This is a genomic window from Blautia wexlerae DSM 19850 (assembly GCF_025148125.1).
Lineage (GTDB): Bacteria > Bacillota > Clostridia > Lachnospirales > Lachnospiraceae > Blautia_A > Blautia_A wexlerae.
Window position 1 is genome coordinate 3,217,007 of record NZ_CP102267.1, and the last position, 21,106, is coordinate 3,238,112.

16 protein-coding genes and 4 tRNA genes are annotated in these 21,106 nt (G+C 43.3%); 2 read left to right on the forward strand and 18 right to left on the reverse strand.

Features of this window, described 5'->3' with window-relative positions; translation table 11 throughout:
• Window positions 1–35: 35 nt before the first annotated feature.
• The 4 genes from NQ550_RS14955 to NQ550_RS14970 all read right to left on the reverse strand — a co-directional run bounded on the left by NQ550_RS14955 (window position 36) and on the right by NQ550_RS14970 (window position 5,928).
• Window positions 36–1,829: a cobaltochelatase CobT-related protein gene (locus tag NQ550_RS14955; RefSeq protein WP_025579699.1), complete on the reverse strand. Its 1,794-nt coding sequence runs from the start codon at window positions 1,827–1,829 to the stop codon at window positions 36–38.
• Window positions 1,819–2,739 (reverse strand): AAA family ATPase, encoded by a 921-nt coding sequence (locus NQ550_RS14960; protein WP_025579700.1) that lies wholly within the window; start codon window positions 2,737–2,739, stop codon window positions 1,819–1,821. Before NQ550_RS14960 ends, NQ550_RS14955 begins: the two co-directional genes overlap by 11 nt.
• A 116-nt stretch (window positions 2,740–2,855) precedes the next feature.
• On the reverse strand, window positions 2,856–4,976 hold the full coding sequence (locus tag NQ550_RS14965; RefSeq protein WP_025579702.1) for a glutamine synthetase III family protein: 2,121 nt from the start codon (window positions 4,974–4,976) through the stop codon (window positions 2,856–2,858).
• Window position 4,977: 1 nt separating this feature from the next.
• Window positions 4,978–5,928 (reverse strand): diacylglycerol/lipid kinase family protein, encoded by a 951-nt coding sequence (locus NQ550_RS14970; RefSeq protein ID WP_008707346.1) that lies wholly within the window; start codon window positions 5,926–5,928, stop codon window positions 4,978–4,980.
• A gap of 249 nt (window positions 5,929–6,177) precedes the next feature.
• Between NQ550_RS14970 and NQ550_RS14975 the strand changes: the two genes are divergently transcribed.
• Both NQ550_RS14975 and NQ550_RS14980 read left to right on the forward strand, forming a co-directional pair.
• A complete protein-coding gene (locus NQ550_RS14975) occupies window positions 6,178–6,381 on the forward strand; it encodes a hypothetical protein (RefSeq protein ID WP_172730338.1) in 204 nt (67 codons plus the stop codon).
• Window positions 6,382–6,560: 179 nt separating this feature from the next.
• On the forward strand, window positions 6,561–7,355 hold the full coding sequence (locus NQ550_RS14980) for a Cof-type HAD-IIB family hydrolase (RefSeq protein WP_025579704.1): 795 nt from the start codon (window positions 6,561–6,563) through the stop codon (window positions 7,353–7,355).
• Between the two features lie 353 nt (window positions 7,356–7,708).
• Here NQ550_RS14980 and trpA read toward each other — a convergent pair whose 3' ends face one another.
• The 14 genes from trpA to NQ550_RS15050 all read right to left on the reverse strand — a co-directional run bounded on the left by trpA (window position 7,709) and on the right by NQ550_RS15050 (window position 21,045).
• Window positions 7,709–8,488, reverse strand: coding sequence for a tryptophan synthase subunit alpha (trpA, locus tag NQ550_RS14985; protein WP_025579706.1), 780 nt, complete (start codon window positions 8,486–8,488; stop codon window positions 7,709–7,711).
• Complete coding sequence (trpB, locus tag NQ550_RS14990; protein WP_025579707.1) at window positions 8,481–9,665, reverse strand: tryptophan synthase subunit beta; 1,185 nt, start codon at window positions 9,663–9,665, stop codon at window positions 8,481–8,483. The genes trpA and trpB overlap by 8 nt, the downstream gene beginning before the upstream one ends.
• A 62-nt stretch (window positions 9,666–9,727) precedes the next feature.
• The gene (locus NQ550_RS14995; protein ID WP_025579709.1) at window positions 9,728–10,366 is read right to left on the reverse strand and encodes a phosphoribosylanthranilate isomerase; all 639 of its coding nucleotides are present in this window, start codon (window positions 10,364–10,366) and stop codon (window positions 9,728–9,730) included.
• Between the two features lie 30 nt (window positions 10,367–10,396).
• Window positions 10,397–11,197 carry an indole-3-glycerol phosphate synthase TrpC gene (gene trpC / locus NQ550_RS15000; RefSeq protein WP_025579711.1) on the reverse strand — a complete coding sequence of 267 codons (801 nt, stop codon included), beginning with the start codon at window positions 11,195–11,197 and terminating at the stop codon, window positions 10,397–10,399.
• 99 nt (window positions 11,198–11,296) lie between these two features.
• Window positions 11,297–12,307, reverse strand: coding sequence for an anthranilate phosphoribosyltransferase (trpD, locus tag NQ550_RS15005; protein ID WP_025579712.1), 1,011 nt, complete (start codon window positions 12,305–12,307; stop codon window positions 11,297–11,299).
• Window positions 12,300–12,878, reverse strand: a complete 579-nt coding sequence (locus NQ550_RS15010; protein ID WP_025579713.1) for an anthranilate synthase component II — start codon at window positions 12,876–12,878, stop codon at window positions 12,300–12,302. Before NQ550_RS15010 ends, trpD begins: the two co-directional genes overlap by 8 nt.
• Complete coding sequence (gene trpE, locus NQ550_RS15015) at window positions 12,875–14,362, reverse strand: anthranilate synthase component I (RefSeq protein ID WP_025579715.1); 1,488 nt, start codon at window positions 14,360–14,362, stop codon at window positions 12,875–12,877. The genes NQ550_RS15010 and trpE overlap by 4 nt, the downstream gene beginning before the upstream one ends.
• A gap of 625 nt (window positions 14,363–14,987) precedes the next feature.
• Entirely contained in the window at window positions 14,988–16,448 is a 1,461-nt protein-coding gene (locus NQ550_RS15020; RefSeq protein WP_025579716.1) for a uracil-xanthine permease family protein, read from the reverse strand.
• 293 nt (window positions 16,449–16,741) lie between these two features.
• Window positions 16,742–16,815, reverse strand: a tRNA-Met gene (locus NQ550_RS15025).
• 16 nt (window positions 16,816–16,831) lie between these two features.
• Window positions 16,832–16,904 (reverse strand) — tRNA-Val (locus NQ550_RS15030).
• A gap of 31 nt (window positions 16,905–16,935) precedes the next feature.
• Window positions 16,936–17,009 (reverse strand) — tRNA-Met (locus NQ550_RS15035).
• Between the two features lie 15 nt (window positions 17,010–17,024).
• Window positions 17,025–17,097, reverse strand: a tRNA-Val gene (locus NQ550_RS15040).
• Between the two features lie 386 nt (window positions 17,098–17,483).
• The gene (locus NQ550_RS15045; RefSeq protein ID WP_025580553.1) at window positions 17,484–20,459 is read right to left on the reverse strand and encodes a leucine-rich repeat protein; all 2,976 of its coding nucleotides are present in this window, start codon (window positions 20,457–20,459) and stop codon (window positions 17,484–17,486) included.
• 178 nt (window positions 20,460–20,637) lie between these two features.
• Complete coding sequence (locus tag NQ550_RS15050; protein WP_025580554.1) at window positions 20,638–21,045, reverse strand: hypothetical protein; 408 nt, start codon at window positions 21,043–21,045, stop codon at window positions 20,638–20,640.
• Window positions 21,046–21,106 lie beyond the last annotated feature (61 nt).

Below are 21,106 nucleotides of genomic sequence, written 5' to 3' on the forward strand. Positions count from 1 at the left end.
GCTCAAACAGCATATTTTTGCCCTGTTTTATCAGTCTATTCATCTGAATCCAACTGTTTAATCAGGTATCTCCCAACAATTCTGGAAAAATTCGAAATATCCCGGATATATGCGAAATCTTTGCCAAATATTTTTTTTTCTGTGGAAAGATCCTTTTCTTCCCCCGCAAATACTCCCAGAACACTTACTCCAAGGTTTCGCAGGTGCCTCACTTCTGTAGCAGTATCATTGATCGCATATTTTCCCATATAAGGTTCCGGGTTCTTTGCGTGAGGTCTGTTTACAATGACATCGTATGGTTTTCCATCACTTAATACAATGAGGATTTTTTTCTCCTCAGATCTCTGAAGCAGACCGTATCCTACGGTTTTGATAGCAAGTCCATCCCTGTTATTGGAAGAAGTTACATAATTAAAAATATTTTCATTAGCTGACTGTGGATCATCGTACTCACGGAATCTGTGAAGGATCGTATAGTCCCAGAATGTGCAGAAGCTCATGACACGGTGAGGCAGGTTTACATTACTTAATGCTTCACTGATGATATAAGCCTGTAATGCCACATCTCCCTGCCTGGACATCTGGGAACCGCTGGCATCGATCAGCACATCTACTACGAAATCAGATGCATCAGATTTCAATTCTCTTTTAAACAGATTTGCTTCACTGCTTCTGCCCACACGCCAGAGTCTGGACGGAATGATCGTTCCTCTGTCTGACAGTACTTCCTGCGTCTCGCTTTTCAGCACCAGTGTCTTTCGCAAAAGGTCTGTAAGGGATGCGATGTTCTGCTTTACAATCCTGTGTTTGTCATGGTAGAGCCAGATATTCTTATTCTTTAATCGCACTGCATATTCGTACTGATAATTTCGTTTCACCGGATTCTTGAGAATTCCTTCTGTAAAATAAAGGCTGCAGTCCCTGTGAAGTTCCCTGCACATCAGATAATTCATTCGCTTCTCTTCTGCAGGAGTGAGATAAGTTTTTCCGAAATTCAACTCAACATAGGTGTATGCTTTCTCAAGTTCTTCCTCTGTGAGAATTGTAATTTTGTGTTTGGTCTGGCGCTGTTTTTCCATTTCTTCAGTGACAGCAGTGTCTTCCATGTCCGTAATCTTATTTGTCATCTGTTCGATGTAACTCTCCAGAGCTTCCTCATAAAGTTCTTCTGTAAGAAAATCTTCCCAGTCGTATTCTGTCAGTTCTTCCAGGGTGACTGCCATAACCTGTTCCAGTGTTCCATGATCTTTCTCAAAATTCGGATCAATGATAGTGTTGTAAAGACTGTCAATAATACGGATCAATTCTATAGTGTCTGCAGCTGTTCTGGCTTTGTAAACCATGTCGCGGATTTCCCGAAGACGCTCTTCTACATAATGGTTTCCATTCTGTAAACGGTCACGCAGGATGGCAATCTTCAATCGGCCAAGAATATCTCCGTATGCGGGCATCCGTTCAAACTCCTGATCCAGGATATCCTCGAATGCTTCCTTCTGCATCTCCCGGACTCCCGGACGTTCCTGACAGATTTTGTCCCCGATTGCTTCTTCTACACATAGCTGTGCTACTGCAGTCAGTTCTCCCTCTCCTGCCTGGCAGAAAACTTTTTTTACCAGATATAAACCCAGCAGATTTCTGTCATAATATTTTGCCAGAGCGCCCTGCTTGATGCCGTCATACAGAGCGATTGCTTTTGAGCGCAGATACAGGGAAACGTCTACTTTCATATTTAACGTGTAATCCCCGCTGATAGTCCAGAGGAGATTGCGGATCCTGTTTTCCAGTTCCAGACGATAATCGTCGATTTCTACGATTTTCTCATCTTTCATATACATCATCCCTTGTCCAGTCTGCCGGAATTCTGGTTTTCACAATATCCTCTACGATTTCTTTCTCGAAAATGTCAAAGGTCTTGTTCACCACTCCCATAGTAACTGCTTTTCTCGGAGAAAGTCCGGTTTCTACAATCTTCATGGCTGCAAGGAGACCTCGCAGATCCAGAGGTTTGGTGGAAATTTCACTGTTTGTGGCTTTGAGCTGAAGATCCAGGAATACTCCGATGAACTGTGTTCTGGCGTTTTCTTTTATATTCGGGAACATCCGGCGGAAAATAAATTCCAGGGATTCTTCAGTCTGAGCCGGCATGTCTATGACCAGAAATCTGGATACCAGCGCTTCATTGAGTTCTTTGGTTCCTGCATAACCGTAATTCATGGTTCCGATAAAACGGGCAGCCGGATGAAGATCAATTTTGTCATAGCCCGGAACATCGATGGAACGGCGATAATCCAAAGTTGCATGAAGAACGGAAACTGCATCGTTCTTTGCCATATTAATCTCGTCGAGGATTCCGAAACCACCGTATTCTGCACACTGATAGATAGTTCCTTTGCGAAGCTTAACTTCGTTGTCCACGAAAGTGTCTGTGCCGATCAGATCTCCGCTGTTAGTATTTACATGAAAAGAAACATTGTACGCGGGACGGTTGAAAATATATGCCAGGTTCTCTGCAAGGATATTTTTTCCTGTTGCCTTCGGACCGGTGAGTAATAGATTCTCCCCTTTGAGCAGTCCGGCAATGGCCATTTCCAGAATGTCTTTTCCGTAAAATGGAATGGATGGTTTCACAATCCTGTCTACGGTCTCCGGTGCCACCTCATACCGGCTGCGGAATTCTTCTACTCTCTTTATCAGTTCAGGGGCTACCTGCTGCTCCTCCAGAAATTTCAGTTCTTCCATTTAGTTCTCCTTTATATAACTATTATAGTCCAGTTTGTGTTATAGAAAAAGGCCGCTTATCTTTTACAGATTCACGACCCTTTCATTATAGCATTCTTCTTTATATTTTTACAACATTATACTTCAAATACAAGATCTCCATAAGAAGGCATCGGCCACATTTCCTTATCTACGATCATTTCCAGTTCATCTACCGGCTCACGTAAAGCTTCCATTGCAGGAACCACCTTTTCTCTGCAGAATACGGCTCTGTCCCGTCCCTCTGCATATTCCGGGGTCTTCTCAACCAGTTTGCTCAGCTTACTCATGGCACTGTTTGCAGCCTTTAAGAGTTTTGACGCTTTCTTGAGCAGGTCAAGCTGTACACTTACATCGATCAGTCCTTCGCCCGCTGTCTTCACTGTATTGATCGATTCGCCAAGAACAGTGGTATATCTGATAACTGCCGGAATAATCTGCTTGGTTGCCATGTCGATCATTGTCTTTGCTTCAATATTGATTGCTTTAGAATAAATCTCATATTTAATCTCTGCACGTGATTCAAGCTCAGCTCTTGAGAATACATCAAAAGATTCAAAGAGTTTCACTGCCTTCTCTGTAGTAAGTGCAGGGATTGCATCTACCATGCTCGGAAGGATCGGAAGTCCGCGGCGTTTTGCTTCTTTCTCCCATTCCGGTGCATAGCCATTTCCGTTAAATACGATTTTCTGATGATCTGTGGCATATTCTTTGATCAGGTCATGTACCGCCAGTTCGAAATCAGGAGCTTTTTCCAGACGGTCACATGCTTCCTTAAATACTTCTGCTGTGATCGTGTTCAGGACTACGTTACATGCAGAAATAGAATCCCTTGAGCCTACCATACGGAATTCAAATTTATTTCCTGTAAAAGCAAAAGGTGACGTACGGTTACGGTCTGTGGCATCCTTCATGAAATCAGGCAGAGTCTTAACACCTGTTTCCAGCTTACTTCCCTTTTTACTGTGAGTTGCTGTTCCTGTGCTGACCAGCTGTTCCAGAACATCCTCCAGCTGCTCTCCAAGAAATACAGAAATCACTGCCGGCGGTGCTTCATGGCCGCCAAGTCTCTGGTCATTTCCCACATCTGCCGCAGATTCACGCAGAAGATCTGCATGTTCATCTACTGCTTTCAGGATACAGGTGAGGACCAGAAGGAACTGAATATTTTCATGAGGTGTTTTGCCCGGATCCAGAAGATTGATTCCGTCATCTGTGGTAAGAGACCAGTTGTTATGCTTACCGGAACCGTTCACACCTGCAAATGGTTTCTCATGAAGGACACAGCGCATTCCATGACGGCTGGCAACCTTTTTAAGGATACGCATCATCATCTGGTTCTGGTCTGCTGCGATATTGACCGGTGCATAAATCGGTGCAAGCTCATGCTGTGCAGGAGCAACCTCATTATGCTGTGTCTTTGCAGGAATTCCAAGCTTCCAGCATTCTTCATTTACCTCTTTCATGTATGCGGAAATTCTCTGACGGATACTTCCAAAGTAATGGTCATCCATTTCCTGTCCCTTCGGAGGCATAGCACCAAAAAGGGTTCTGCCTGTATAGATCAGGTCTTTTCTCTGAAGCCATTTCTCTTTATCAATCAGGAAATATTCCTGCTCTGCTCCTACTGACGGAGTTACTTTCTTAGAAGTTGTATTTCCGAAAAGTCTCAGCAGACGGAGTGCCTGGGTGTTGATTGCTTCCATAGAACGAAGCAGTGGTGTTTTCTGATCAAGGGCTTCTCCTGTGTAGGAGCAGAATGCAGTAGGAATACAGAGTGTTCCGCCTGCTGCATCATGACGCACAAAAGCCGGTGATGTACAGTCCCATGCTGTATATCCTCTCGCCTCAAAAGTTGCTCTTAATCCACCGGACGGGAAAGAAGATGCATCCGGTTCACCTTTGATCAGTTCTTTTCCGGAGAAAGACATCAGGACCTTGCCGTTATCCATCGGAGCTGTGATAAAGGCATCATGTTTCTCTGCTGTCACACCTGTAAGGGGCTGGAACCAGTGGCTGTAATGTGTGGCACCTTTCTCGATGGCCCATTCTTTCATCTCGTGTGCTACTACATCCGCAATTTCCATAGACAGTTCTTTGCCCTCTTCTATGGTTTTTTTCAATTCTTTGTAGATCTTCTTCGGAAGTCGTGCCTGCATGACAGAATCATTAAACACGTCACATCCAAAAGTCTCTACTACATTGATATACTCACCCATTTTATTTCTCCTTTTTATTTATTAACGGGGAAATTCCAATTGATCTGGTTTCCTCATTTTTTGTACTTTTCAGATACAGATTCAGTGCTTCGTGGCAGTTTTCAATCTCTATCTGTGTATGACTGCCGCCGTATTCACCGTCCAGAGTCCATGGTACCGGTTCTTCTGAGGTAATGGTCACCCTGGCTGATTTAAAAGAATGGATCAGATCTGTATTGTCCTCTGCTGTCAGCATTGCAGTCATGATCTCCTGCAATTCCAGCGGATTCTTCGGTCTTGTGATCATGGTGACTTCAAAAAGTCCGTCATTCATATCCACGTTCTTGCCTGTAAGGTTCTTGAACCCTCCCACTGAACGGGAATTGGTGATCATTCCAAAGATGAAGTCATCCTCCACAGTTAATTCTTCGGATTCAATTCTCATATGGTATGATTTGATATCAAAAAGGCGTTTCACTCCCTCAAGAAGATAGGCTACATGGCCAAGGATATTCTTGAGATCCTGATCTGTCTGATAGGCTACATCTGTGAAAAGACCGAAAGCTGCTATATATGTAAAGCTCTGGTTATTGAATCTGCCGATGTCACAGTGATAAAGTTTCTCTTCCATGATCATGGAAGCGGCATCTGTCATGCTTTTCGGCATAAAGAGACTGTTTGCAAAGTCATTGGTGCTTCCTGCCGGAATGTATCCGATGGGAATGGAACTCTTCTTTTCCATTACTCCGGTAACCACCTCATCAAGAGTCCCGTCTCCGCCACTACATACGATAAGATCTACTTTGGATTCGTATTCTTTGGCTTTCTCGTAGGCATCTTTTGGTTTCTGTGTGGAATAGATAATGACTTCATAACCGCCTTTGTTGAAAATATCTACTATATCAAGCAGGTTTGTTTTAATCTTGCCTTTGCCTGCCTTGGGATTGAAAACAAAGAGCATTTTTTTGTTCATTTCGAGCAACTCTCCTTTTTTCAGGGTTTAAATGCGTAGTTTTCAGAGTACGCAGATTTCTATTTATATAATATAAGAAAAAAGGGTGGAAAAGTCAATGGGGTTTGGCGGGCAAAAAAATTGGGGACGACAGGAAATATTTTTGGTTTCAGGTGCGGTTTCGCGGGCTAATAACTCTAGGTGTGTGGAAATCTGCTAAAAACATTCAAAAATTGCTCAAACTCGCTTCGCTCAGACAGTGAGCAATTTTTGAATAACGCAGATTCCCACGCACCAAGAGTTACTACGCCCACTGCAAATGCACCTGAAACCAAAAATATTTCCTGCCTGTTGGCTAGCTACGGGACTGCCGGGCTGTTACTGCTCACTTCGTTCACAGTAATGCGCCTTGCAACGACAGGCTATGCAAATGGGATTTCCTCACAGAACATTTTGCAGGATGGTAACGCATGAACCGGGACTGGTGAATAGTTGCAATTTTTCTAAATTTTTTATGGCAAGTTATATTTTGGCGTGATAAAATGGGGATTGTATTTATTAGGTAATTGTAAAACGAAAAACCAGTATTTTCAATAGGTTCAGAGTTTCGCAAATGCCTATTGTATTTATTATAGAAAGGATTTCTTATTCATATGATTAAATTGATTGCTTCAGATATAGATGGAACTTTGGTAAAGGATGGGACTCTGGCTATTGACAGGGAGTATATGGAGGTTATCGGAAGGCTGATTGATAAGGGGATTGTGTTTGTGGCATGCTCCGGACGGCAGTACAGAAGTGAGAGAAAACTGTTTGCCCCTGTCGCAGACAGACTGCTTTATATCTCTGACGGAGGAACTGTTGTACGGACTCCGAAGGAGATTCTGAAAGTGGATACTCTGCCGGACGAAATCTGGAAAGGAATGTGTTCTATGGTAAGAGAGAATATGCCTTCCTGTGATTATTTTATTTCCACACCTGAACGCTGTTTCGCAGAAGACGGAGGCAGCCAGATGTTTCACTGGCTGAGAGATTCTTACGGATATGATATCCATGAAGTTCCGGAAATGTTAAAACTCGAGGGGCAGCAGGTAAACAAATTTGCTGTCTACCACCCCAACGCCTGTGAGGAAATGTGCGCCCCTTTATTCACTCCCACCTGGAAAGACAAAACAGTTATGGCTGCCGCCGGCAAGGAATGGATGGACTGTACTGCCCCGGGTTCCGGCAAAGGTCCTTCCGTTGCTTTCCTTCAGGAATATCTGGGAATTTCACCTGACGAAACCTGCACTTTCGGAGATAACCTCAACGATATTGAAATGCTTCAGAATACCGGTCTCAGCTACGCAGTTTCCAACTCCCGTCCGGAAGTACAGGCTGCTGCCAAAGATACCTGCCCACCCTACTGGGAAAACGGAGTTCTGCAGATTCTGAAATCCTTTTTATAAAAGATACGAATTACTCCGCAGCTCTCCACGCTATGACGGACTGGATTACTTGCAGTATTTTATGAAATTGCTATAATAACTTCTCCGCAATCTATCAGAAGGATTTTCATTTCATACCAATACACAGCGCAGAAACATATTTCATTTCGTGTGCATTTGCAGGAGTCTTAGAACTTCTTAGCTGATAAAAATATGCGTTATAAGAAAAATGACCCACTGTCTGAGCCGCAGCATGCGGCGAGTTTGGGTCATTTTTCTTATGTTTTTAGCATATTTTTAACAGCTTAGAAGTTCTTAGGCTCCGAAACCGCACACGAAATGAAATATGTTTCTGTGCGTCCCTTTTTCAATATTTAAGCTTCCATTACCGCATCCTTCATAGCTTTCACATACTCTTTCACATACGGTACACAGTCCGCTCCATGTTCTGCACACAACTTAACAATAGCAGATCCCACAATAGCCCCGTCCGACTGTGCTGCCATCTTCTTCGCCTGCTCCGGCGTAGAAATACCAAATCCCACAGCACATGGAATATCCTTCACAGCCTTCACTAACTTCACCATAGCTCCGATATCCGTAGTAATATTAGTTCTTGTTCCTGTAACACCAAGAGAAGAAACACAATACACAAACCCTTCCGCATCCTTCGCAATCTGTGCGACCCTCTCATGAGAAGTCGGCGCGATCAGAGAGATCAGATCAATACCGTATTTCTTACATACACTGTCAAACTCTTCTTTTTCCTCAAATGGCACATCCGGCAAAATCAAACCATCCATTCCGATTTCTGCAGCTGTTTTAATAAACCGCTCCGTTCCGTAAGAAAATACCACGTTTGCATAAGTCATAAACACCATAGGAACAGAACTGTTCTTTCTGATCTTTACCACCATGTCAAATACCTTGTCTGTAGTCACACCACCTGAAAGTGCTCTCACATTTGCTCTCTGGATCACCGGTCCCTCTGCTGTAGGATCAGAAAACGGAATCCCAAGCTCGATCAGGTCTGCACCAGCTTCCTCCATTGCATAGACAAGCTGCTCTGTCACTTCCAGAGACGGATCTCCACAGGTAATAAACGGGATAAATGCCTTTCCTTTTTCAAATGCTTCTGTAATTCTCTTATTCATGAATATCCTCCCCTCTGTAACGCGCGATTGCTGCGCAGTCCTTATCTCCACGTCCGGAAATTGTAATGACCACGATCTGGTCTTTTCTCATCTGCGGAACAATTTTCTTTGCGTAAGCTACTGCATGAGCACTCTCAATAGCAGGAATGATTCCCTCTGTTCTGGAGAGATATTCAAATGCCTCTACTGCTTCTTCGTCTGTGACAGGTACATATTCTGCACGTCCTGTATCATAGAGATGCGCATGTTCCGGTCCGATTCCCGGATAATCCAGACCTGCGGAAATGGAATATACAGGTGCGATCTGACCATATTCATCCTGGCAGAAATAAGATTTCATTCCATGGAAGATTCCCGGTTTGCCGGTTGCAATGGTAGCTGCTGTCTCTGCCGTATTTACGCCACGTCCTGCTGCCTCACATCCGATCAGACGGACATCTTTGTCATTGATAAAATTGTAAAATGTTCCGATTGCATTGGAACCACCGCCCACACATGCCAGCACTGCATCCGGAAGTCTACCCTCTTTTTCAAGGATCTGCTCTTTGATTTCTTTGGAGATCACTGCCTGAAAATCGCGAACAATTGTAGGGAACGGATGAGGTCCCATTACAGAACCAAGTACATAATGTGTATCGGAAATACGGTTTGTCCACTCTCTCATTGTCTCGGAAACAGCATCCTTCAGTGTTGCGGTACCGGAAGTAACTGCATTGACCTTTGCACCCAGAAGACGCATTCTGTATACATTTAATGCCTGACGTTCTGTGTCTTCTTTTCCCATGAAGATTTCACATTCCATACCCATAAGAGCTGCTGCTGTTGCTGTTGCCACACCATGCTGACCTGCGCCTGTTTCTGCAATGACACGGGTCTTGCCCATTTTTTTTGCAAGAAGTACCTGGCCAAGTACATTGTTGATTTTGTGAGCACCTGTATGGTTTAAGTCTTCTCTCTTTAAGTATACTTTTGCTCCACCCAGATCTTCTGTCATGTGAGATGCAAAGTAGAGACGGGATGGTCTTCCTGCATATTCGTTCAGAAGCTCTGTAAGCTCTGCGTTAAACTCCGGATCATCTTTATAATGGTTGTAGGCTTCCTCCAATTCGATGACAGCATTCATCAGTGTTTCCGGAATGTACTGTCCTCCATGGATGCCGAATCTTCCTTTTGACATCTGTATATGTCCTCCTTTTATGTATGTAATCCCTGGCCTGTCAGATGGTCGGTCAGAGTATTCTATATTCTTTCTGATTTTATATGCACCAGTTGAATTGCCTTCAAAATCTTATCTCTGTCTTTCATTCCATCCGTCTCCACGCTGCTGCTCAGATCTACTGCATAGGGATGAATAGTCCGGACGGCTGTTTCCAGATTATCTGCACCCAGTCCTCCTGCCAGGAAAAACGGTCTGTCTATCTCCGGGATCAGTGACCAGTCAAAGGTCTGTCCGGTTCCACCGCCACCCTGATCAAGCAGTATATAATCTGCCGGACTTTTCATGGCATTTTCAATATCCTGAGCTGTTTTTACGGAAAAAGCCTTTATAACCTGATGCCCTGTATTCTTTTGGATTCTCCGTATATATGCCTCATCTTCCTGTCCATGAAGCTGTGCAATATGGATAGTTCCGTCAAGAAGCAGTTCCTCCACACGCTCAGGTGCTGCATTTACAAAAACACCTACAGGGATAATGTCCGGATTAAGTTTTGCAGTAAGTTCTCTCACCAATGCACCTGTAACATTTCTGCTGCTCTTCGGAAATTCTATGATAAATCCGCAGTAATCAGGTTTTGCTTCATTTACATAGGTAATGTCTTCCGGGCGTTTCAGACCACAGATTTTGATTTTGGTTCTTTGCTGTTGTTCTCTGGTCATATTCTATCCTCTCAGATAATATTCGATCTTTCAGCGTAACGGGCTGCCATTCAGGCTTTCCAGTGCTACTTTCTTGTCCGGGCTTCGCATCAGTGTTTCCCCGATCAGTACCCCATCCACTTTATTCTCATAAAGAATTCGGATATCCTCCGGGGTGCGGATTCCGCTCTCGGAAACAAAAACTACATTGTCCGGTGCCATTTTTCTCAGGCGGATGCTGTTATTCATATCTACCTGAAAGGTTCTCAGATCCCGGTTATTGACTCCCACGATCTCTGCCCCGAGATTTAAGGCCCTGTCCACTTCGTACTCATCGTGTGCTTCTACCAGTGCATCCAGTCCCAGCTCTTTTGCAAGCTGTCTGTATGCTCTTAATTCTCCGTCATCCAGGATGGCGCAGATAAGCAATACCGCGGAAGCACCAAGGGATTTCGCCTGATAGATCATATATTCATCTACTGTAAAATCCTTGCGGAGTACAGGTATCTGTACAGTGGCTGCGATTTCTTTCAGATACTGGTCTGCTCCCTGGAAATAAAAAGGTTCTGTGAGACAGGAGATTGCACTTGCACCTGCCTGTTCATATTCCTTTGCAATTGCCAGATATGGAAAATCCGGTGCGATCAGTCCCTTTGAGGGGGAGGCTTTCTTTACCTCGCAGATATAGGACATACCATCTTTTTTTAATGCCTGGAGAAATGTGATTTTCTGCCCTGCATTTTTATTTACTTCCTGAATCTGGTTCTCCAGCTCCGAAACAGAAATATCTGACTTTTCTTTTGCAATTCTTTCTCTTGTTCTGGCTGCTATTTCTTCTAATATATTCTTCATAATCTCTATGATTTTTCTGTAACTGTTCTGTATATCCACAGTCAGCAGATTACCGGACAGTTACAGATTTCCTTTACATTAGTAGTTTTTCGTTGTTTTTTATTTATTTGTCTCTTCTACAAATTCTTCCAGTTTCTTCAGTGCTGCACCACTGTCGATGAGGGATTCTGCCAGCTTCACTCCTTCTTCTATAGAAGTGGCTTTTCCTGCGATATAGAGTGCTGCACCTGCATTTAAACATACCGCCTGACGCTTCGGACCTTTTTCCTCACCTTTCAGGATTGCTTTTGTGATCTCTGCATTTTCTGCAGGTGTACCACCTGTCAGGGCACCCTTCTCACATCTCTCATATCCAAACTGTTCCGGTGTGATCTCATAGGAAGTAAATTTGCCATCCCTGATCTCACATACAGAAGTAGGTGCGCACATGGAAATCTCATCCAGACTGTCCTGTCCATAGACAACCATTCCTCTGTTAACGCCCAGATTTGCCATAACCTGTGCCAGTGGCTCCACCAGTGACTGATCGTAAACTCCCATCAGTTCCATGTTTGCACCTGCCGGATTACTTAACGGTCCAAGAATGTTAAATACAGTACGGATTCCTAGCTCTTTACGGATCGGTGCCACATATTTCATTGCAATGTGATAATTCTGCGCAAACAGGAAGCAGATGTTGATCTTTTTCAGGATCTCTGCACTGCGTTCCGGCGTCAGTGTAATCTTCACTCCCAGTGCTTCCAGAACATCTGCTGCACCGGATTTGGAGGATGCTGCCCTGTTTCCATGTTTTGCAACCGGAACACCGCCTGCTGCGATCACCAGAGAAGAAGTAGTGGAAATATTGAAGGAATTAGAACCGTCTCCGCCGGTACCCACGATTTCAAGCACATCCAGGTTGTGGAGAAGTTTGATACAGTGAGCTCTCATTCCTGCTGCGGAAGCTGTGATTTCATCAATTGTCTCTCCTTTTAAAGCTAATGCAGTAAGATAAGCAGACATCTGTACAGGCGTTGCCTGACCGCTCATAATCTCGTCCATTACAGCTTCTGCTTCCGCATAAGCTAAATCCTGTTTCTTTGATAATTTAATAATGGCTTCCTTAATCATTTCTCACTACCTCCATAAAGTTCTCTATCATCACTCTGCCGTCCGGTGTCATTACAGATTCAGGATGAAATTGTACTCCGAACACAGGATATTTCGTATGTTCCACTGCCATGACCTCTCCGTCCTCTGACTCTGCTGTTACCCTAAGTTCTGCAGGCAGGGTATCCTTTAACGCTGCCAGGGAATGATATCTGGCTGCTGCAAAGGTATCCGGCAGCCCCTTGAAAAGCTGACTTTCTCCTGCTTTATACATCAGTTTTTTCTTTCCATGCATCAGCTCTTTTGCATAGGAAACTGTTCCTCCAAAGGCTTCGCAGATGGACTGATGTCCCAGGCACACACCCAGGATGGGGATTTTTCCTGCAAATTCTTTAATCACCGGAATACAGATACCTGCATCCTCCGGCCTTCCCGGACCAGGGGATAAAATGATGGCTTCCGGTTTCATCTCTGCGATTTCTTCCAGTGTACACTCATCGTTTCTCACTACTTTGATGTCCGGTTCCACTGTGCCGATGAGCTGATATAAGTTATAGGAAAAGCTGTCATAATTATCGATCAGTAATATCATTCTAATCCCTCCTGTGCCTGTTCAATTGCCTGTACCACTGCTCTTGCCTTGTTGCAGCATTCCTGAAATTCCTTTTCCGGTACACTGTCTGCCACGATTCCAGCACCTGAACGGATACAGATTTCTCCGTTTTTCTTATAAACCAGGCGGATGGCAATACAGGTATCCAGATTTCCTGCAAAATCCAGATATCCGATGGCGCCTCCGTAAATGCCTCGTTTGCTCTGTTCCAGTTCCTCGATGATCTGGCAGGCTCTGAATTTGGGTGCTCCGGAAAGGGTTCCTGCCGGAAGGATTGCGTCCACTGCATCCACAGCATCTTTATCATCCCGGATAATCCCTGTTACTGTGGAGCCCAGATGCATTACATGGGAAAAACGTTCTACGCAGAGATACTTTTCTACTTTTACAGTTCCGATCTTGCTGATCTTTCCAATATCGTTTCTTCCCAGGTCTACCAGCATATTGTGTTCTGCCAGCTCTTTCTCATCTTTCAGAAGTCCCTCTTCAAGTTCTTTATCCTCTTCTCTTGTCTTTCCTCTTGGTCTGGTTCCTGCCAGAGGGAAGGTACTTAAGGTACCATTTTCCAGCTTCGCAAGGGTTTCCGGAGAAGCACCTGCCAGTTCAATGTCATCACTGGAGAAATAAAACATATAAGGAGAAGGATTAGATGCCCGAAGAACCCGGTAAGTATCAAACAGGCTTCCTGTTGCTTTCGCACGCATGGGATTGGAAAGTACTACCTGGAAAATATCACCTTCTCTGATGTAATGTTTGGCTTTCTCCACCATCTCTGCATATTTTTTTTTCGGAAATTTCGGCTGTATTTCTGACTGAAGTCTCAGCGGTTCAAATTCCATATGCTCCCCGTTTCGGATCAGCTGCGCCATTTCCTTCAATTTCTTTACTGCTTTCTCGTAGGAGGCTTCCAGATCCTCTGTCATCACACCTGTGATCAGAAGTACTTTCTGTCTGAAATGGTCAAATACGATCACCTGATCAAAAAGCATTAAATCCATGTCCCTGAAATCCTGCTGTTCCCTGTCCTCCAGTTTCAGCTTGGGTTCACTGTATTTGATATAATCGTAGGAGAAATATCCTACAAGACCGCCTGTAAAAGGAGGCATCTTTTCCATTACCGGGGTTTTATATTTCCGGATGATTTCTCTGAGAGTATCACCGGGATGTGTGACCTGCCTTACGGTTTCCTCTGTTTTTCCCTCAGCATCGGTTGTCCGGATCTTCAATGTTCCGTCTGTACAGGTAATCTCCATGGACGGTTCATACCCCAGGAAAGAATACCTGCCCCACACTTCTGTCTGGCTGGCACTTTCCAGCAGGTAACAATGGCGGCTGGCTTTTCGCAAAATGCGCATTACCTCTACCGGTGTATATCTGTCTGCATAAAGTTCTCTGCACAGAGGAATACGACGATATTCTTTTGTCCGTGCAAGCTGCCTGATGGTTTCTAATGTTGGATACATGGAAACACCTCCTGTGATTAATTCAGTTTCTGCCAGAAACATAAAAAAGCCCGTCCTTGACAGAATTATCGTTTCTGTCAAGGACGAGCGTATATACTTCACCCGCGGTGCCACCTTGATTTACGGTTTGAACCGTACTCTTTGCGAAATACCTTCATATTCCCGGCAACTGACGTATGCCTCACGTCACAGGATACTTAGTCTGCTCTGTAATCTTCAACCTTTCACTGTGCCCTCAGCGGCCCATTTGGCAGACTGCATTTCCACCCGGCTCTCACCTTCCCGGATTCTCTGTGCGCGCATGACTACTTTGACTTCCGCTTCATCGGTTTAATCTGTTAAATTTACACTTAATTTACCACCGGAAGCTATATTTGTCAACCCTGAATTTCATTCAATAACATATTTTTATCATTACGTTGTTGTTCACTCCGTTCTCAGTAACGTAGCCAAAATTCATTCCAGACATCTGCAGTCTATTTTCGCCACATACATCTGCACCAGATAATCATTCACTATAATCTGAATAAAAGCGCAAAACCAGATATTCCCAGTTTCGCGCTTTTTATTGTTTTACTTATTCACTTTCGAACAATCCCAGTGTGCCAACAAGTTGATTCTGCTGCTATTTCTTCTGTGCCTCTTTTTTCTTCATGTCAAGAATCTCTTCTGCAATCTCAACTTCGGATTTCTCATCCGGTGGAAGCACGATATTCAGAATGATAGCAAACAGTGCTGCAGGTACGATTCCTGAACCGCCGAAGATCAATGTGATTGCCTGCGGCATATGTGCAAGGACTGCTGAGTTTGCCCCAAGTCCATAGCCAAGACCAAGTGCAACGGAGACAATTGTTACGTTTCTCGGAGTTACCGGCCATTTTGTGATAAGCTGGATACCGCTGACAACAATAGATGAGAACATCATAACTGCCGCACCGCCCAGTACACTCTGAGGCATGATGGAGATCAGTGCTGCAAGCTTAGGAAACAGACCACATGCGATAAGGAAAATACCGCCTGTTGCAATTGAGAAACGATTTACAACCTTATTCATTGCAACCAGACCTACGTTCTGGCTGAAAGAAGTATTCGGAAGTACGCCAAATACTGCTGCCAGTGAAGATCCAAGGCCATCACACATAACGCCGCCGGAAAGCTCTTTGTCTGTAGCTTCTCTTCCAAGACCGCCCTCTGTGATACCGGAAATATCACCGACAGTTTCTACAGCTGTTACAATAAACATGATGCAGATCGGAACGATTGCCCTTGCATCAAATACCCATTTGACAGGCATGATCTTCGGCACTGCAAACCAGGATGCGCTTGCTACTTTATCCCAGTTAAGAACCCAGGATTTGGTAGCTTCTACTGTTGCACCTGCATCATCCACATAGGTAAATGTTGTAGGAAGAACTGTTGCCATAATACTTACCAGCACATATCCAACGATAATGCCGATCAGAATTGATGCAAAGCTTGTAAATCCTTTCGTCCCATGTTTTAATACGACAATTACGACCAGAACTACAAAACCTACAAACAGATTCTCCAGAGAACCGTAGTCCTTAGCGGAACTTCCTCCTCCAAAAGAACTGATACCAACAGCGATCAGTGAAAGACCGATTGATAATACAACGGTTCCTGTTACAACTGACGGAAAAAATTTTCTCAGTGGTTTCAGGAAGCTTCCAAGTACAGTTTCAAAAAGACCGCCGATAAAGGATGCCGCCATAATTGCACCATACGCAACCACTCCATTACCCATGACTCCTGCAACACTCTGGCATACGCCAATAAAACCGGAACTGGTTCCCATAACGATGGGGAGTTTACCACCCACAGGTCCTATGGTAAATACCTGAACCAATGTTACAATACCTGCAATCAGCATGGCATTCTGCAGAAGTGCTACCTGCAGTTCTCCGCCGGCTTCGATTCCACAGGCTGCTGTGATGATCAGAAGCGGTGTAAGGTTACCTACGAACATAGCCAGCACATGCTGCAAACCAAGAGGAATCGCCAGCTTCAGTGGCGGCCTTCCATCAAGGTCGTAGGGTGTTACTGTGTTTTTCTCTTGTTTCTCCATTCCTTTCCCTCTCTTTCGTGAATGTTGATGTGATTCGGCAAAAGGTTTTACAATAGCGATTTTTCCTATAATCAAAAACAAGGCAGTTATCCTTTTTTGAATAACCACCCTGTTATCATTTCATACTACTGTCATTACAATGAACTTTTGCTTTCACCTTTTTGCATTATAAAGGATTTTGGGGATTATGGCAATAGTAAAAAGAAATTTTGTATATTTTTGTATGAATATGCCGGCAATATAAAAAAGCCTATAAACCTTTCACTCGATTTACAGACTCATCTTTCATGTAGTAGCGAGAGGGGGATTCGAACCCTCGACACCACGGGTATGAACCGTGTGCTCTAGCCAACTGAGCTATCTCGCCATTTTCTTTTAAGATATGGAACCTATAGGGCTCGAACCTATGACCCTCTGCTTGTAAGGCAGATGCTCTCCCAGCTGAGCTAAGATTCCATATTTGTTGGTGACAGATTTCTCTGTCAAGTAGCGAGAGGGGGATTCGAACCCTCGACACCACGGGTATGAACCGTGTGCTCTAGCCAACTGAGCTATCTCGCCATTTTCTTTAAGATATGGAACCTATAGGGCTCGAACCTATGACCCTCTGCTTGTAAGGCAGATGCTCTCCCAGCTGAGCTAAGATTCCATATTGCGCTTGTTTCAGGCGGCTTATTTGTTGTCCGCTCCGTAACTTGCTTTGCTATTATATAATGGATTTTGTCGGATGTCAACACCTTTTTTGAAACTTTTTTAATTTTTTTTATTTTTCTAATTGTTCATACATTTTAAATCCATCTTATCACCTGAATTTTCCAAAGAAATACAGGTAAATGAAACCCGGAAACAGAATTGCTCATGACAACAACTCTGATGTACCGACAAGTTGATTCTTGAAACAATCTTGTCGGTACACTAATTCCGGGCTTCTTCTTCAAGAACTATCTTTTTATGTGTAGCAGAAATTTTTACTGATTCTGCCTCTATATAATTTTAACTGTATGGTTTTAGCTATATAATCTTTGTTTCTATTTCTTATTTTGTAATCTTTACAGAATTTTTCTGTCCTTTGCCCTTGAAAAGCTTCTGGTATGCACTTAATTTTGCTGCCGGAACTTTGATTACTGCCTTAGCAGAAATTCCCTTTAATGCAGATGCTCCTACTGTTTTGAGCACTTTAGAATTAACTGTAATGGAAGTCAGCGCTTTACATCCGTTAAACGCCTGTTTTCCAATTGTGGTTACTTTGGATCCTATCGTGACTTTTTTCAGTTTTGTGCAGCCATTAAATGCTTTATCACCAATTGCTGTTACATTAAATGTATAACCATTAATTTTTACTGTTGCAGGAACAGATGCACTTGTAAGAGTTTTCTCTGCCGGAGCATAAACGCTTACTGTTCCATTCTTGTATGCGGATTTAGTTACCTTGTATTTCAGGTTTCCGGATGTGTATACCTTTCCTTTTGCCGGAATCGCCGCAATTTCGAAATTCTGGATCGCTGTGCCAACATAATTGCCTTTACCTGTAATGATCACAGATGCTGTGGAGCCGGTTTTTGTGTTATTTGCATAGGAAACGGTGTAGTCTGTTCCGGCTTTCAGTTTCTTGCCGTTTAAGGTTACTGTTACTGACGGTTTAAGCGCCTTACCTGCATAAAGTTGAGTCTTGATTGTAGAAATTTGTGCAGATGCGATGCTGTTCAGAGATTGACCTGAGAACTCATAGTATGCAGGAATCTCAACAGCTTTTATTTTCTCTTCATTTGTCCACCAGTCTACATAAAATAAACGATGTTTATTTCCATCAATTCCGGCTGTTAAACCTTCGAATTCATCTAGATGAATGTATCGAGGAAGTACTACTCCATATTTTTTCTCACCATTTACATCAAATCTAAACTGCGCCAGAAGTCTGTTTGTAGAATATTCTTCATCCAGACTAGCATTGACCGTAACAAGATTTATTTCTTCATTCTTGTATATTTTTGTAAAGTAAAACCAGTCATTATCCTCTGTCTCATCCCATGCATACCTATATGTTGGATCAAAACAGTCTTTCGATACAGGAACGCCTGCTGCCTGCGCTTCTTTTGTATCAAACTGTCGAACGATCAGATTTCTTGAATATGTCTCACCTTCCGTTTCATATGTACCAAGTTTCAATGCTCCACCTATATACAGCTGCGCTGTCTGTTTTCCGTTTGTTCCAAGATAAATCTGCGGAATTGCTGTCTGAGAGTATTCTGCACTGTCAATTTCACCAAATTTCAGATAAGCTCCCGGCTGTCCATAAATGGTTATTTCCGGATTAATCACTGCTTTCTCAAAATTCAGATATTCAGATACAACCAGACATACACCCTCTTCTGATGTCAGTTCTTTACAGTTCAGGCTCTTCACTACAGCATCCGCAATCTTAATTTTATCTGCTGTTACATTTGCATTTAATCTGGCATTCATAAGTTCCACTTCTCCAGAGCCTGTAAAGGTTAAAGTATTCGCCTTTACAAGAATCCTGGACAGTGACAGTTTCTTGCCTGCCGGAACATTTACAGAAGAAATTGAAACCGGAACAAAATTATCTGTATCTGTGCTTTCGTCATAATTATTCTGTCCCTCTATCTTCAGTGCTTTCGCAGCACTTGGAACAGTAAGCGTTCCACTGATCTTGGTGTTAGCTTTCATATTCATCAGATAATAGCCACTGGCATTGTTCTTCTTCTGATATGCATTTATATATCTTTCCGCCTGTGCTGTCGGTGCGACATTAATCCACACACATCCTCCATCAGGGAATTCTGCCCTTCCGTGTGCCTCGAAAATCTCCTTTGCTGACATTCCTTCACAATCCCGGAATTCCTGAAGATCAACCGCATTATCTTTATCCGGATTCCAGATTTTTCCATTCATATCCTGAGTCGTACCATCTTCTGAATAGACCCAAATTCTGGAAAGCATTTCCACAATATCTTCGTCAGACATATCATACTTCACTGCCTGTGTACCAGCCGGAACAGGAATATCTTCCCATTCACTTTTCTCATCTGATGTATTATATATAATTCCAATTCCGTAAGGACTGCTCCACTTCTCTCCATTTTCATTTTCAAACTCGCCAGTACCCCAGTCAAATGTTTTATGGAATACCGGAGCAGTCTTACTGTTTACAATGTGTATAAAAAAAGCATTTTCTTCCTGTGGATTGTTTTTGATATTATCCGTTTCATTGTAAATATTAAAAAATTCACTGGAACCAAATACCTGCAGATCATGGCTGTTATTTCTCAGATATATATTTTCTACTCCGGAAATACCACCTATCGCATTATTCTGCCCACAAAAGATCACTTTATCATCGGAACCAGTTCCTTTTAATACGCTTCTCATATCCTGACAGAAGAAAGCTGTCGTTCCTTTTCCTTCTTTGATTTCAATCGTCTCTGGCGGATCTATCATACCCCAGAATGCGATGTTTCCGTTCGGTGTAATACTTCTGGCTCTTGCATTCTCCACCAGTACTGTCATCCCTTCAGGAGCCACAAAGTCTGCTGCATCTTCCAGATCCTGGACGCTTACAAAACAGTATCCTGTATTTTCTCCTTCGATACTGTTTAACGCACTTGAAAAAGTAGTGTCTTCTACTGTTTTCATGTCCACTTCCGGACGTTCTTCATTCTGCAGGGCATTATTGTACTGTTCCTCTGTTATGTATGCCACTTCAAAAGATCCTTTTACCTGTTTAGCACCTGCTGCGTCTGTCGATGCCTCTGATTCTTCTGATGTAAATCCGTCCACTTCCGGCGCTTCGTCCGTACCAAAATCTGATACTTCTTCCCCGGATGTCCAGATTTCTGCCGTATCCTCTGCTTCGGCTTCTTCCTCCGTGCCCTGCATCTCTACAGTTTCTTCCCCCGAAGAAAATTCTGCACCCATAACAGCTGCGCTTTCTGCCACAGATGTTATGCACATAAGTGCTGCCAACAATAATGCGACTTGTTTTTTCTTCATACGTAAAACCCTCCTTTTTCTGGATTTGAGTGTATTAAAAAAAGCACCCTGCAAGATGTAATCGCAGCTTGCACAATTTGCGAGAATGATTTTTTTAGTACCTCTGTAATTTTATACACTGCCATCTTCATTTTTGACAGCGTTCAGAATCCCTTCAGGGATATCTTTCAAAAATATTTTACAGTAAAATCTCTTCCCCTATTTCATCCAGGAAGCTGTTCATCTCTTCTAGTGTCATCTTCTCTTCCAGTCCATAAATAATTGCTGCATCGTAACGTACGCGCGGATAAAGTCTCGGCTTCTGACCGATATCCAGAAGCCTTTGTGTATCCGACAGATCAAGAGAAAGGAGAAACGCACACTGCAGTAGTATTTTCCTTGTGGGGATTCGCTGACCGCCAAACAGTTTTCGTGCATAGGATTCTTCCAGATTCAGCTTTCGCACAATGTCTTTCTTTTTCATTCCACGCTCTTCGATTATATGCTCAAGATAAAGCCCTACCTCTACCTTGTTTCCTCGTTCCCTTGCAAAATATGCGGCGCCTTCCTCTTTTATCATTCCCATGATTTCTTCTGTTTCTTTCATTTCTTCTCACACCTCTTTCCTGTTCATATCTCCCTTCTGTCAAAACCCGAGGTTGTTTTTT